The 14,046-nt window shown below is 72.1% G+C and carries 13 protein-coding genes; 1 reads left to right on the forward strand and 12 read right to left on the reverse strand.

The window, feature by feature from the left end:
- Window positions 1-120: 120 nt before the first annotated feature.
- The 12 genes from ACFUN8_RS33565 to ACFUN8_RS33620 all read right to left on the reverse strand — a co-directional run bounded on the left by ACFUN8_RS33565 (window position 121) and on the right by ACFUN8_RS33620 (window position 12,672).
- A complete protein-coding gene (locus ACFUN8_RS33565; RefSeq protein ID WP_382559043.1) occupies window positions 121-315 on the reverse strand; it encodes a hypothetical protein in 195 nt (64 codons plus the stop codon).
- 130 nt (window positions 316-445) lie between these two features.
- Window positions 446-1,303: a phosphatidylinositol-specific phospholipase C/glycerophosphodiester phosphodiesterase family protein gene (locus ACFUN8_RS33570; protein ID WP_383646134.1), complete on the reverse strand. Its 858-nt coding sequence runs from the start codon at window positions 1,301-1,303 to the stop codon at window positions 446-448.
- 138 nt (window positions 1,304-1,441) lie between these two features.
- Complete coding sequence (locus tag ACFUN8_RS33575; protein WP_383646137.1) at window positions 1,442-2,104, reverse strand: ABC transporter ATP-binding protein; 663 nt, start codon at window positions 2,102-2,104, stop codon at window positions 1,442-1,444.
- Complete coding sequence (locus tag ACFUN8_RS33580) at window positions 2,097-3,017, reverse strand: ABC transporter ATP-binding protein (protein ID WP_383646164.1); 921 nt, start codon at window positions 3,015-3,017, stop codon at window positions 2,097-2,099. The genes ACFUN8_RS33575 and ACFUN8_RS33580 overlap by 8 nt, the downstream gene beginning before the upstream one ends.
- A gap of 107 nt (window positions 3,018-3,124) precedes the next feature.
- Window positions 3,125-4,021, reverse strand: a complete 897-nt coding sequence (locus ACFUN8_RS33585; protein WP_383646140.1) for an ABC transporter permease — start codon at window positions 4,019-4,021, stop codon at window positions 3,125-3,127.
- Complete coding sequence (locus tag ACFUN8_RS33590; RefSeq protein WP_383646143.1) at window positions 4,014-4,979, reverse strand: ABC transporter permease; 966 nt, start codon at window positions 4,977-4,979, stop codon at window positions 4,014-4,016. Before ACFUN8_RS33590 ends, ACFUN8_RS33585 begins: the two co-directional genes overlap by 8 nt.
- A 23-nt stretch (window positions 4,980-5,002) precedes the next feature.
- Window positions 5,003-6,601, reverse strand: a complete 1,599-nt coding sequence (locus ACFUN8_RS33595) for an ABC transporter substrate-binding protein (protein ID WP_383646145.1) — start codon at window positions 6,599-6,601, stop codon at window positions 5,003-5,005.
- A gap of 110 nt (window positions 6,602-6,711) precedes the next feature.
- Window positions 6,712-7,908 (reverse strand): acyl-CoA dehydrogenase family protein, encoded by a 1,197-nt coding sequence (locus ACFUN8_RS33600; RefSeq protein WP_383646148.1) that lies wholly within the window; start codon window positions 7,906-7,908, stop codon window positions 6,712-6,714.
- Complete coding sequence (locus ACFUN8_RS33605) at window positions 7,905-9,107, reverse strand: acyl-CoA dehydrogenase family protein (protein ID WP_383646149.1); 1,203 nt, start codon at window positions 9,105-9,107, stop codon at window positions 7,905-7,907. The genes ACFUN8_RS33600 and ACFUN8_RS33605 overlap by 4 nt, the downstream gene beginning before the upstream one ends.
- On the reverse strand, window positions 9,104-10,084 hold the full coding sequence (locus ACFUN8_RS33610) for an NADPH:quinone oxidoreductase family protein (protein ID WP_383646152.1): 981 nt from the start codon (window positions 10,082-10,084) through the stop codon (window positions 9,104-9,106). Before ACFUN8_RS33610 ends, ACFUN8_RS33605 begins: the two co-directional genes overlap by 4 nt.
- Before the next feature lie 45 nt (window positions 10,085-10,129).
- A complete protein-coding gene (locus ACFUN8_RS33615; protein WP_383646155.1) occupies window positions 10,130-11,245 on the reverse strand; it encodes a PP2C family protein-serine/threonine phosphatase in 1,116 nt (371 codons plus the stop codon).
- A 128-nt stretch (window positions 11,246-11,373) separates the two neighbouring features.
- A complete protein-coding gene (locus ACFUN8_RS33620) occupies window positions 11,374-12,672 on the reverse strand; it encodes an alpha/beta fold hydrolase (protein WP_383646158.1) in 1,299 nt (432 codons plus the stop codon).
- A 134-nt stretch (window positions 12,673-12,806) separates the two neighbouring features.
- Between ACFUN8_RS33620 and ACFUN8_RS33625 the strand changes: the two genes are divergently transcribed.
- The gene (locus ACFUN8_RS33625) at window positions 12,807-13,970 is read left to right on the forward strand and encodes a betaine/proline/choline family ABC transporter ATP-binding protein (protein ID WP_383646161.1); all 1,164 of its coding nucleotides are present in this window, start codon (window positions 12,807-12,809) and stop codon (window positions 13,968-13,970) included.
- Window positions 13,971-14,046 lie beyond the last annotated feature (76 nt).

A 14,046-nucleotide genomic window follows, 5' to 3' on the forward strand; every position in this document is an offset into this window, starting at 1 on the left:
GCCGTCACGTCCGCCGACGCGAGCGCCGCCGCGACCACTACGGCCGCCACCGCCACCCAGGCGGCCGTCACCGCCTGCGCGGTCGCCTGACGGCCGTCACCCGGCGACCGGGGCCCGTGCTCAGGGTTGCAGGCTGCTCACCACGTTCGCGGTGGAGTTGATGCCGTCCTGGATGGAGGGCGCCATGCTCGTGCCCGCGAGGAAGAACCCGAGCAGCACACAGCAGATGGCGTGCCCCAGCTTGAGTCCGCCGTTGCGCACGAAGATCACGGTGAGCACCACCAGTAGCAGCACCAGTGAGATCGAAATGGCCATGGCCAACCTCCTCCGCCGCGCCGGAATTGCGGCATTCGGCCGTCAGTCTGGCGGAGCGGAGGGGCAGTTCAGGCAACTGGCGTGTAGGCCGTACGGGTTGACTACCGGTTGCTTTCCGTCAGGTGCTCGGCTACCGGTCGTTCTTGGCGAGGAAGCTCTCCAGGCCGACCAGGTCGTCCGTGTTGACGTGGTCGACCCCGGCGTCGAGCAGCTCGGACCACACGGCGTCGCGGGCGGGCCCCGCCAGGTCGGGGGTCGCCCAGAACCGGACGCGCCGGCCCCGCCGGTGGGCGGCGCGGACGATGCGGAGCAGTTCGGTGCGTTCGGCGGCGGGGAACACGCCGACGCCCTGCCAGGTGAAGCTCGTTGTCCAGTTGCTGCTGATGAGCGGGACGAACGAGGCTCGCGCCGCGCTTCCGAGGTCTTCGAGCCGGCCGTCGTAGAAGGCGTGGCGGACCCGCTGCGCCTCCATCGGGACGCGGGCGGCGCGGTCGCCGGAGATGACCGGGGTGACGGCGCCGTACCGTACGGCGCCGTACGAGTAGGTGCTCAGCATGGCGCGGTAGGAGCGCAGTTGGCGGTGCAGCTCCAGATAGGCGGCGGCGCCGTCCGTCTTGATGTCGATGAGCAGCTGCACCGGCCGGTGGTGGCCCCGGTACACGGCCCCGCCGTTGGCCCTGACCCGGTCGCGCAGCGGGTCGAGGTAGAGCGAGCGGAGCGTACGCGTGGGGTCGAGTGTCTCCGGCTCGTGGGCGACCAGCAACTCGCCGTCGACCAGGAAGACATCGGCCTCGACGCTGGTGAAGCGGTGCGACAGGGCGTCGTGGAGGGGCCGCTCGTGCAGATAGTCGTTGTGCGCGTGGGCGCGGCGCAGCGGCGCGGAGCCACCACCGCGTTCCGTCGCCTGTGCGTACGAGGGGACGGCGACTGCTCCGGCGAACGCCGCGGCGATGGTGGTCACCGCTCTGCGTCGGGTGGTGAGGGCCATGATGCCTCCGAGGTGTGTGGGGCGGACGACTCGCCGAGTATCCGCCGCCGTGTGCCTCAAGGGGCAGGCCCTTATGAAGAGTTCGACCAGCCGACGGCTGCGATTCAGACACCCTCGGCCCGGTCCGACGCGGCAGTCTCAGAAGGTCTCCGCGATCTCCGGCCAGCGGACCGTACGGTCGCACCAGCGCTCCAGGAGCACCCGGTCGTGGCCGACCGCCAGCAGTCCGGCGCCCTGGGCGCGCCGGTACTCCTCGACCACCGTGACCAGCGCGGCGGTGGTCGACGCGTCGAGCATCGCGGTCATTTCGTCACAGACCAGCCAGCGCGGGCGCAGCACCAACGCACGGGCGAGGCAGGCGCGTTGGAGCTGGCCGTCGCTGACCTCGTGCGGTCTGCGGCCGAGCAGTTCGTCGGTGAGCCCCACCGTCCGCGCCAGCTCGGCGACGCGGTCGGTCACTTCGTCCCGGCGGCCGTTGGCGCGCAGCGGTTCGGCGATCAGGTCGCTCAGCCGGAGCCGGGGGTCGGCCGACAGCCGTGGCTGCTGGAAGACGACCCCGATCGCGGTGCGTTGGGCCCTCGGGGCGCGGTGGCGCCAGCCGGTGGCGCGTTCGCCGTCGAGGGTCACGGTGCCGGCGTCGGGACGGTGCAGCAGGGCGGCGACCCGGGCGAGGGTCGACTTGCCGCAGCCGCTGGGGCCGAGGAGGCCCACCGACTCGCCGGGGGCGACGGTGACGGACGCGCCCTTGACGACGGGGGCGCCGCGTTCGTATCCGGCGGTGATGCCGAGGAGTTCAAGCATCGACGCGCTCCTCGGCGTGATGGCAGGCGACGGACGAGCCGGGCCCCGGTGTCAGGTCGGGCAGGGTGGCACAGATATCGGTGGCCCGCGGGCAGCGGGCGGCGAAGGCGCAGCCGGCGGGCAGGTCGCCCAGTTCGGGCGGCAGGCCCGGGATGGCGGTGAACTCCCGCTCGGGCAGGGCGTCGAGCAGGCCGCGCGCGTAGGGGTGGCGTGGTCCGTGGCCGCCGAAGAAGCGTGCCGCGGGGCTGAGTTCGACGATCCGGCCCGCGTACATGACGGCGACGCGGTCGGCGATCCGCTCGGCCGCCGCCAGGTCGTGGGTGATCATCAGGAGGGCGCGGCCGTCGTCGGTGTGCCGGCGCAGTTCGTCGGCCGTACGGTCCACCAGTTCACGGTCGAGCCCGGTGGTCGGCTCGTCGGCCAGCAGCAGGGGGGCGTCGCCGATCAGTGCGAGGGCGGTCGCGGCGCGCTGTGCCAGGCCGCCGGAGAGTTCGTGCGGGTAGCGGTCGAGGTGGTCGGCGGGGTAGGCGGCGCGTTCGGCGGCGGCCTCGGCCGCCTTGGCGAGAGCCGTCCCCCGTGCGCCCGTCAACTCACGCAGCGCCTCGACCAGTTGGGACCGTACGGTACGTACGGGCGTGAGGTGCGCGGCCGGGCTCTGCGGTACGAGGCCGATGCGCCGGCCCCGTACGGTACGGGCCAGGGTCCGTTCGTCGGCGGCGAGCAGGTCCACGGGGTCGGCGCCGCCCAGCAGCGCGGAGCCGGTGGTCTGCGCGTTGCCCGGCAGCAGGCCGAGCAGCGCCGACGCGAGGACCGACTTGCCGCAGCCGCTCTCGCCGACGAGCGCGAGGCACTCCCCCACGGCGAGGTCGAAGGTGGCGTCGGTGACAGCGGCGATGTGCCGTCCGCCGCGCATCCGGAAGCGGACGCCCAGGCCGCGCACCGACAGCACGGGCGCCGGCGCGGACGACTCGACCGCGGTCTGCGCCGGAGTGTCCGCCGGAGTCCGGGGCTCGGGGGTCGTCACAGCATCAGCTCCGATCGGCGGCGCGGATTGATCCGTTCCCGCCACACCCCGGCGAGTCCGGCGATGGCGAGGGTCGGGACGATCAGGAACAGCCCGGGGAAGAGTGTCGGCCACCAGTCGCCGGCGAGCAGCGAACCGCGCGCCGTCTGTACGAGATTGCCGAGGCTAGCCTGGTGACTGGGCAGTCCGAGCCCGAGGAAGGAGAGCGCCGACTCGTGCCACATGGCGTGCGGCACCATCAGTACGGCGGCGAGCCCCGCCTGCGGCAGTACTCCCGGCAGCAGATGGCGCACCGTGATCCGCCACCGCGACGAGCCGCCGGACACCGCGGCGTCCACGTACGGCCGTGAGCGCAGCGACAGGACCTCGGAGCGGACGATCCGGGCGGTGGAGAGCCAGTGCGTCAGGGCGACCGACACGATCACCGGCCAGACGCCGGGCCGGAACATCGCGACGATGAAGATACCGAGGAGCAGGTGCGGCACCGACGAGAAGGTGTCGACGAGACGCATGACGACGCGGTCGGTCCAGCCGCCGAAGGCCGCGGCGGCTGCGCCCACGGCCGTGCCGATGACGGTGGCCACGAGGGCGGCGACCAGTCCGACGAGGAGCGAGACGCGGAGCCCGTACACACAGCGCAGGAGCAGGTCGCGGCCCACGTCGTCCGTGCCGAACGGGTGCTCCAGGGAGGGCGGTTGGAGTTTGAGCGCGAGATCGACGGCCTGCTGGTCGAGCTGGACGACCGGCGGTACGACGAGGACTGCCAGCGCGACGACGGCGACGACGACGGCCGAGGTGATGGCACGGACCGATCGCGTCGAGCGGCGGCTGCGCCCGCGCGAGCGCCATGCCGGGGCCGGTCCCTGAGCGGTGGGCGCGGTGGTGTCAGCCATCGAAGCCCACCCTCGGGTCGGCGAGTCCGTACAGCAGGTCGGAGAGCAGGTTGCCGATGAGTACGGCCGCGGTGGCGAGCACGGTGAGGGCGGCCAGCAGCGGGAAGTCCACGGAGGTCGCCGCCTCGACGGTGGCCGCCGCGATACCGGGCCAGCTGAAGACTGTCTCGATGAGGAGCGCGCCGGTGATGAGTTCGGGGACGCGCGAGCCGATGAGGGTGAGCATCGGCAGCATCCCGGAGCGCCAGGCGTGACCGAGGAGGACGGTGCGCTCGCTCAGTCCCCGGGCGCGCGCCCCGCGTACGGGATCCTCCTCCAGCGCGTCGGCGACCCCTTGCCGTACGTAGAGGTAGAACCACGGCATCTGGGAGACACCGAGCACGGCCGCCGGCAGCACCAGGTGCGAGGCGACCTGGCCGAAGGTGACGGTGTCGCTCCCCGAGTCGGTGAGTCCGCCGGCCGGCAGGACATCGAGCCGTAGGGCGAAGAACCAGATAGCGAGCAGCCCCAGCCAGAACGCGGGTGCGGCTTCCAGGGTGTACGCGGCCGAGCTGACGCCCCGGTCGAGCCAGCCGCCGGGGCGGCGGGCGGCGGCCACGCCGAGCGCGGTGCCGAGCAGGATCGCGAGGACGAAGGCGGTGGTGGCCAGGAGCACGGACCAGCCGAGGCGTTCGGTGATCACGTCGGCGACCGGTCGGCGCATGACGCTGGAGTCGCCCAGATCACCGGTGACGGCCGACGTCAGCCACTCCCACCAGCGCCCGACGAGCGGCTGGTCGACGCCGAGGTTGGCGCGCAGTTGGTCGAGGGTCTCCTGCGAGGCCGTGAGCCCGGCGGTGCCGGCGTAAGCCTTGACGGGGTCGAACGGGGAGGCGGCGGCCACGGCGAAGACGCCGAAGGTGACGACCAGCAGGACGGGGGCGGCGAATAGCGTCCGCCGCCCCGTCATACGGGCCATCGCCCCCCACGGGAGGCGGCGGCTCACGGCGTACGGGCCCACTGCTCGACGTTCCACCAGGGCCCGGAGGCGAGTCCGTGGTCGTGCGGTTCGACCTGGGTGGTGAGGGTGCCCCAGGTGTCGTTCACGACGTACACGTGGTCGATGTGGGTGAGGAAGGTGTAGCCGGGGTCCTTCGCCAGCTCGCGTTGGACGGTGTCGTACGCGGCCTTGCGCGCGGGCTTCTCCCCGCTCTCGCGACCGGTGTCGAGCGCCTTGTCGACGGCCGGGTTGTCGTACCAGGCCATGTTGTTGAAGCCGTCGCCGGCGAGGCCGGAGTTGAGGAGGCTGAACTGGTCGAAGTCGGGGTCGCCGGGGGCTCCGCCGCCCGCCAGGACGGCGTCGGTCTTCATCCGCGGCTCGATGACCTCCCACGTACCGGCCTGGGTCTTGATGTCGATGCCGGCCTTCTTGGCGTCGGAGGCGTAGGCGAGGGCGTGGTCCTGGCGGAGCTTGTCGCCGGTCAGGTACCAGAGCGGGAAGCTCGCGCGTACGCCGTCCTTCGTACGGATGCCGTCCTGGCCGGGCTTCCAGCCCGCCTCGTCGAGGATCCTCTCGGCCCGCGCGAGGTCGTGCGGGCGCTCGGTGCCCTTGGTGAACCACTCGCTGTCGGTGGGGACCGGGCCGTAGGCGGCCCTGCCCGCGCCGTCGAGGATCTTGTCGACCATGGTGTCGCGGTCGACGGCGACGTCGAGCGCGCGGCGGACGGCGTTGTCGCCCGTGACCTTGTTGTGGGTCGGGAGGGTGACGGTGCGGTAGTCGTACGTCGTGGCCTCGTAGGTCCGTCTGCCCTTGTCGTTCTTGAAGCCCTTGGCGAGGTTGGGCGGCAGGATCGCGCCGTCGAGGTCTCCGGCGCGCAGCCGGGTGGCGCGTACGTCGTCGTCCTTGATGATCGCCATGGTGAACTTCTTCACCGTGGCCTCGCCGCCCCAGTAGTCCGGATTGGCCTTGAAGCTGATCTTCTCGCCCTTGGACCAGTTGGTCAGCAGATACGGCCCGGTGCCGACCGGCTTGCTGGTGAACGGGCCGGAGTTGACGTCCTGTCTGCCCGCGACGTGCTCCGGCGCGATGGGGAGGACGGTGCGCTGGGCGAACGGCGCGTACGGGTACTTCAGGGTGAAGACGACGGTGCCCTCGCCCTTGGCGGTGACGTCCTTGACGGCCGCGAGTTCGGTCTTGGACGGGTTGTTGGTCTTCGCGTCCAGGATGGTGCGGTACGTGAAGACGACGTCCGCCGCGCTGAAGGGCTTGCCGTCGCTGAACTTCACGTCGTCGCGCAGCCGGTAGGTGTAGGTCATGCCGTCCGCGGCGACCTCGGGGAGCGCGGAGGCGAGGGCGGGCTTCAGCTTCATGTCGCCGTCGACCGTGAGAAGCCCGTCGAAGAGTTTGGAGTTGCCGTCCTTGCCGTAGCCGAGCAGCGGGCTGAGGCTGTCCGGCTCGTAGGCGATCCCGACGACGGCGGACTCCTGGTCCCCACCGCCGTCGCCGGAGCCGCTGTCCGGGTTCGAGCAGGCCACGGCGGTGAGGGCCAGCGAACCGGCCAGCGTCGCCGCGGCCGTGCCACGTATCGAACGGGCGGTCATGGATTCCACACCCCTACTGAAGATCAAACGTTATTGCGAACGACTCGCAATTAAACAGTATGTAAAGGGGTGGTTGTCCAGGTGGTATCCCGGTCGAAGGGCGGCCGGAACTACCGCGTCCGTGCGCCCGGCGCGGGCAGGCCGGTCAGCGCCGCGAGGCTGTCGCGGTGCGATCCGGTCGAACCCAGCGCGATCTCGTCGGACTTGGCCCGCTTGAGATACAGATGCGCGGGGTGCTCCCAGGTCATACCGATGCCGCCGTGGAGCTGGACGCACTCCTCGGCCGCGTGCACGGCGACCCGGCCGCAGTACGCCTGGGCGACCGCCACGGCGAGGGGCGCGTCGGGACTGCCGGTGGCCAGCGCGTCGGCGGCGTTGCGGGCGGCGGCGCGGGCCGAGACGACCTCCAGCCACAGCTGCGCCATCCGGTGCTTGAGCGCCTGGAACGAGCCGATGGGGCGGTTGAACTGATGCCGTTCGCGCGTGTGCCGGACCGTCTCCTCCAAACACCATTCGGCGAGGCCGAGTTGCTCGGAGGCGAGCAGTCCCGCGCCGGCCAGCAGTCCCCGGCGTACGGCGGCCTCCGCCGTCCCCGCGTGCGCGAGCCGGGTCCCGGCGGCGAGGGCGGCGGCGTCCACGGTGACGGTGGAGAGCGGGCGCGTGAGGTCGAGCGGGGTCTGCGCCCGGACGGTCACGCCCGGCTCCGCCGTCTCGACCGCGTACAGCCCGTCGTCCGCGAGAACGAGCAGGACGTCGGCGATCGCGGCGTCGGCCACAGCCCTGATCTCGCTGCCCGGGGCCGCGTCGAGGCGGAGCGGCGCGTCGGGTCCGGTGGAGAGCGGCACGGCGAGCACGGCGACCGTACGGCCTTCGGCCAGCGCGCCGAGCAGCTTCGTGACGGCGGGGACGGTCCCGCCCAGGGCCAGCAGCGTCTGCGTCGCGATCACCGAACTGGTCAGATACGGCGCGGGCGTTACCGCCCGGCCCAGCTCCTCCAGCACCACCGCGGCCTCGCGGTGGCTCGCGCCCTGGCCGCCCAGCGCTTCCGGTACGAGCAGCCCGGCCGCGCCGATCCCGGCGGCGAGCGATGTCCAGAGCGCAGGGTCGTACGGGGCGTCCGACTCGGCGCGGGCGAGCGCGGCGGGGACATCGCCGCGGTCGGTGAGCAGGGACCGTACGGCGGCGCGCAGGTCGTTCTCCGCCTCGGAGTACAGGAGATCGGGCGCTGCCTCGGCGGAGTCGGCGGCCTCTCCGGCCTCCCCGGCAGCGGCAGCGGTATCGGCGGTCGCGGCGTCCACGGTGCTCATCGGGTGAGGTCCTTCCATGCGACGTCCTTGTCGTTGCGGGGCTCGGCGGGCAGGCCGAGGACGCGTTCGGCGACGATGTTGAGCAGTACCTCGCTCGTACCGCCCTCGATGGAGTTGCCCTTCGAGCGCAGATAGCGATAGCCGGCCTCGCGACCGGTGAAGTCGACGAGCTCCGGGCGCCGCATCGTCCAGTCGTCGTACAACAGGCCCTCGTCGCCGAGCAGTTCGACCTCAAGCCCGCTGATTTCCTGGTTGAGGCGGGCGAACGACAGCTTCAGGCCCGAGCCTTCGGGGCCCGGTCTGCCCACGGCGAGCTGCTGGCGCAGCCGTTCGCCGGTCAGCCGCGCCACTTCGGCGTCCACCCAGAGCGTGAGGAGGCGCTGGTGCAGCTCGTGGGTGCGCAGGTCGGGGCGTTCGCGCCAGGTCCGGGAGACCGCGCCGATCATGCCGCCCTCGCGGGGGAGACGGGCGCCGCCGATCGAGACGCGCTCGTTCATGAGGGTGGTCCGGGCGACCTGCCAGCCGTCGCCGACCGCGCCGAGCCGGTGGGCGTCGGGGATCCGGACGTCGGTGAGGAAGACCTCGTTGAACTCGGCCTCGCCGGTTATCTGGCGCAGCGGCCGGACGTCGACACCGGGGGCGGTCATGTCGCAGATGAAGTAGCTGATGCCCCGGTGCTTGGGCAGGGTGGGGTCGGTGCGGGCGATGAGGATGGCCCAGCGCGCGAGATGGGCGCTGGAGGTCCACACCTTCTGCCCGTTGACGATCCAGTCGCCACCGCCGTCGCCGTCGTCGTCCCGCACCGCGCGGGTACCGAGCGCGGCGAGGTCGGACCCGGCGCCCGGCTCGCTGAACAGCTGGCACCAGACCTCCTCGCCGACCCACAGGGGTCGCAGGAAGCGGCGCTTCTGCTCGTCGGTGCCGAAGCCGAGGATGGTGGGGGCGGCCATGCCGAGGCCGATGCCGATACGGCGCGGGTCGTTGTCGGGGGCGCCGGCGGCGGCCAGTTCGGCGTCGACGACCGACTGGAGGGAACGTGGGGCGTCGAGTCCGCCGAGGCCGGCCGGGAAGTGCACCCAGGCGAGCCCGGCGTCGAAGCGGGCCTTCAGGAAGTCTGTCGGTTCGGTGCCGGCCGGCGGGTGCGCGGCGAGCAGGTCCTCGGTACGGCGGCGCAGTTCGGCCGCGTCTATCGCGTTCACCGGGCGGCCGAGGCCGATGACAGGGCGGGCACCACGACCAGTCGGCCCGTGGTGGTGCCGTCGGCCACGCGCTGGACGGCGGAGGCGGCGCCCGTCATCGGTACCCGCTCGCTGATGAGCGGCTTGACGACGCCCTTGGCGGCGAGTTCCGTCAGTTCCTGATGGCAGCGGAGGATCGCGGCGGGGTCCTTCCGGGTGTACAGGCCCCAGTGCAGTCCGACGATCGAGTAGTTCTTGACGAGCGCGTGGTTGAGGGCGGGGGTCGGGATGGTGCCGCTCGCGAAGCCGATGACCAGGATGCGGCCCTCGAAGGCGACGCACTTGGTGGACTTGGCGTACGCGTCACCGCCGACCGGGTCGTAGACGACGTCAGCGCCACGCCCGCCGGTGAGGTCCTTCACGGTGGCGACGAGGTCGTCGGTGCGCCGGTCGATGACATGGTCGCAGCCCAACTCCCTTGCCACGCGCACCTTTTCCGGCCCGCCGGCCACGCCGATGACGGTGGCGCCCGCGGCCTTGCCGAGCTGGACGGCCGCGCTGCCGACGCCTCCGGCGGCGGCGTGCACGAGCAGTGTCTCGCCCGCCTGGAGGTGCGCCCGGCGGTGCAGTCCGAACCAGCCCGTCTGGTAGCCGATGTGCAGGGCCGCCGCCTCCGCGTCGTCGAGGGCGTCGGGTGCGGGGAGCACCGCGGCCTCGTCGGCGACGACGTATTCGGCGAGTCCGCCGTTCGGCAGGGCGGGCGTCGCGATGAGGCGCCGTCCGTCCTCCGTCTCGCCGCAGATCTCGACGCCCGGAGTGAAGGGCAGCGGCGGCCGGACCTGGTACTGGCCCCGGCAGAGCAGGGCGTCGGGGAAGTTGATGTCGGCCGCGAGGACCTTCAGCAGGAGCTGGCCTTCCCCCGGTGTCGGCCGGTCCACCTCGTCCAGCCGCATCACCTCGCTCGGCTCGCCGTTCCGGTGCACTCGCCATGCCTGCATTCGGGGGCCTCCACACCTGGGGGTCGGTACACGCTCCCCCACATACTAAGCAGTCGCTTGCCCTCTGGGAACAGGCTCGTCGTCGCCGTGCCGCGCGACGGCGAGCACCGCCATGTCGTCGCTGCGTCTGCCCTTCGTCCACCGGCCGACAGACGAGAACAGGGCTCCGATCAGCCGCTCCGGATCCCCGTCCGGGACCGGCTTCAGCTCGGTGAGCGGGTCGTAGAAGGCCCCGGCCGCGTTCCGCGACTCCGTCACCCCGTCCGTGACGCAGAGCAGGGTGGCGCCGATGGGGAAGTCGTACGAGTGGGGGCCGCCGATGCCGGGCGCGAGGTTCCGCATCCCCAGCGGGGGCGTCGCCTGGCCGGTGTCCAGTTGGCGCACCTCGCCGTCGCGTACGAGATAGGGGGCGGGATGGCCGCAGTTCAGCAGCCGCAGGGTGGTGCCGCGCCGGTCGACCTCGATCAGCAGCGCGGTGGCGAAAGCCTCGGCGGCGTCGACGGCGAACGGGTCGGCGTACTGCTCGACGGAACGGACGACCGCGCGGTCGAGCCGTTCGGCGAGCCCCACCAGGTCGGCCTCGGACTCGGCGCGTTCACGGAAGGCGCCGACGATGACGGAGACGGCGGAGACCGCGCCGAGGCCCTTGCCCCGTACGTCGGCGATGAGCAGCCGCAGACCGAAGGGAGTCTCCTCCACGGCGTAGAGGTCGCCGCCGATCCGGGCCGCGGCGTTCGCCGCCTCGTAACGGCAGGCGACGGTCATCGGGCCGACGATCTTGGGCAGCGGTGGCAGGACCGCCCGCTGCAACTGCTCGGCGGTGGATCTGACCACGGAGAACTTGGCGCTCTGACTGTCGAGCATTCGCCGGACGGCCAGCGCGAGAGCCGACGCGATCACGATCTCCGCGACCTGCACGGCCGCGGACGCGTAGCCGTGGTGGGCCTCGAACGCGGAGATGCCGGTGAGCGCGAGGCCGACGACCACGATCAGCAGGGTGTAGCGGAACGTGCCGCTGATGGCCGCCGCCATGCCGGCGACGGCGATGAGCGCGGCGCCGCTGACGATCTTGGGAGTCACCAGTTCGAGGCCGACGGAACCGACGAGCAGTACCGGGGGCAACCAGGGGTACTGCTGAAGGCGGGAGTGCCCCTGGTCCATGTCACCGGTCCTTCTCTGCCGTGCCCGTCTCTCCGTTCAGCCACCACATCACGGGAACAACGGGTTCACCGCGCTACGAAACCGACCAAAGTGCATAAAAGGGTAAACCTCATGGTCGGACGGCCCGGTCAGATCTCGCCGTGTGCCAGTGCCAGCAGCCGGTCGAGTACCCGTGGGCCCGAGGACCGGACGCCGTCGTGCTCGTACTCGTCGGTGACCCACGTGCGCAGGCCCCGGATGCCGCGCGCCGTCTCCAGCGCGTGCGCGGTGTCGACGTACATGTCGTCGTGGTAGACGGCGGCGGCGACCGGGACCTCGTTGGCGGCCAGCCGGTCGACGTCGTACAGCGCGGGCCAGTCCCGGCGGGCGGCCAGCAGCTCCGCCGTCTCGCGCAGCGGGCGCAGCGCGGGGTCGGCGGTGAAGTGCCAGGGGTGGATGGTCTCGCCGGTGAAGAGGAGCGGGGTGTCGCCGGCCAGGGTCCGCGCCGCGTCGAACCGGGGGAACTCCGCGCGTACCCGCTCGGCCGACCAGGCGGTGGGACGGGTGTCCTGGGCGTAGACCGCCTCGTGCACGAGCGCGTAGAGCGGGTGCCCGGCGAAGGAGAGCTGGGCGGCGACGCTTTCCTGGAAGGTGTCGGACAGTTCATGGCCGCCGGGGGTGTGCACGAAGGCGTTCTCCAGCAGCTGGTGCAGCTGGTGGGTGCCTTCGCCGCCGCCGAGCAGGATGCCGAGCGACTGGAACGCCTCGGGGGTGAGGGTGTAGCCGTTCGGCAGGACCGGGTGGTGTTCGGCGATGTGTCCGACGATCCGGCGGGCCTGTTCGACGTCCTGCGGATAGCGGGCGTAGTGCGCGGCGACCTTGCGTTCGATACGCGGGTAGGCGGCCCGGTAGACGTCGTCGGGCCCGCCGTCGAGCGTGGGCAGCCCCCCGGTGATCAGTACGGCGCGCAGTCCCTCGGGCGCCGCGGAGAGATAGCGGACGGCGCAGAAGCCGCCGAAGCTCTGACCGAGGACGGTCCACGGGGCGCCGCCGGTGAGCTGGGGCCTGATGGCCTCGCAGTCGCGCACGATGTTGTCGGCCCTGAAGTGGGTGAGGTAGTCGGCCTGTTGCCGGGCGTCGCCGCGGGCCGGGAGCGTCTGGCGGTTGGCGGGGGTGGACAGGCCGGTGCCGCGCTGGTCGAGGTGGAGCACCCGGTAGTCCTCCAGGGCGCGCCCGAGCCAGGCCTGCCGGCCGATGAAACGGCGCGCGCCGAAGCCGGGTCCGCCTTCGAGGTAGACGAGCCACGGCAGGTCGGCGTCGGCCTTCGCGGTGGCCACGGCCTCCCGGCCGTACAGCTCGATCCGCTCCCCCGACGGGTTCGCGTGGTCGAGCGGGACCGAGAAGCGGTGGTCGGTGAGGGTGACGCCGGGCTGGCGGTAGCTGGTCAAGGGTTCTCCTGGGTCGGTGGTCCGTGCGGACCGGTCCGTGCGGTGCGTGTGGTCCGTTGCCGTCCGGCGGTCGGCCGCGACCGTTCAGCCGCGGCCCGTGTGCGAACGTCCCCGCTCGCTCCTAGCGTGAGCTCATGATCCGGTTCGAGCAGGTCAGCAAGGTCTACCCAGACGGTACGACGGCCGTCGACGACCTGTCCTTCGAGGTCCGTGAAGGGGAGCTGGTCACTCTGGTGGGACCCTCCGGCTGCGGCAAGACGACCACGATGATGATGGTGAACCGGCTGATCGAGCCGACGTCGGGCCGTATCCTCGTCGACGGCGAGGACATCTCCGGGGTCGACCCGGTGCGGCTGCGCCGCCGGATCGGCTATGTGATCCAGCAGGTGGGGCTCTTTCCGCACCGTACGGTCCTCGACAACACGGCGACGGTCCCGGCGCTGATCGGCTGGAAGAAGCCGAAGGCACGTGAACGGGCGGCGGAGCTGCTGGAGCTGGTGGGACTCGACCCGAAGGTGTACGGGCACCGCTATCCGGCGCAGTTGTCGGGCGGACAGCGTCAACGGGTCGGCGTGGCGCGCGCGTTGGCCGCCGATCCGCCGGTGCTGCTGATGGACGAGCCGTTCGGCGCGGTCGACCCGGTGACGCGCGAGCGGCTGCGAGACGAGTTCCTGAATCTCCAGGCGACCGTGCGCAAGACGGTGTTGATGGTGACGCACGACATCGAGGAGGCGGTGCGGATGGGCGACCGGATCGCGGTGTACGGACAGGGGCGTATCGAGCAGTTCGACAGGCCGGGCGCGGTCCTGGGGACGCCGGCCACCCCGTACGTCGCCGAATTCGTGGGCGCCGACCGGGGGTTGAAGCGGCTGTCGGTCACCACGATCGAGCCGGCCGACCTGGAGCAGCCGCCGGTGGCCCGGCTCGACGAGCCGGCCGCGGGCGCGGCGGAGCGGCTGCGCGAGGAGGGCGGCAGGTGGGCGGTGGTGCTGAACGGCGGAGGTGAGCTGCACGGTTGGGTGTCGGCGGACGCGCTGGAGCGGGCGGGCGGGCAGAGCACGGTGGGGGACATGGCGCGCCGCATGGAGGCGTGGGTGCCGGTCGGGGCGCCGCTGAAGCAGGCGTTCAGCGAGATGCTCCAGCACGACGCGGGGTGGGTGGCGGTGGTGGACGGATCACGGTTCGCGGGTGTGCTGACCCCGGCGAAGCTGCACGAGGCGCTACGACGGTCGGTGGACGCGGACGCGCACGGGATCGCGCGCGACGAGGTCGAGTTCGACTCGGTCGCGGACGCGTAGGCGCGGGCGTGGGCGGACGCGTAGGCGTGCCAGGACCGCCGGGCGGGGTGCGTCCTGCGCACCTCTCCTCGACCGG

Origin of the sequence: Streptomyces sp. NPDC057307 (assembly GCF_042667665.1) — a bacterium.
GTDB lineage: Bacteria > Actinomycetota > Actinomycetes > Streptomycetales > Streptomycetaceae > Streptomyces.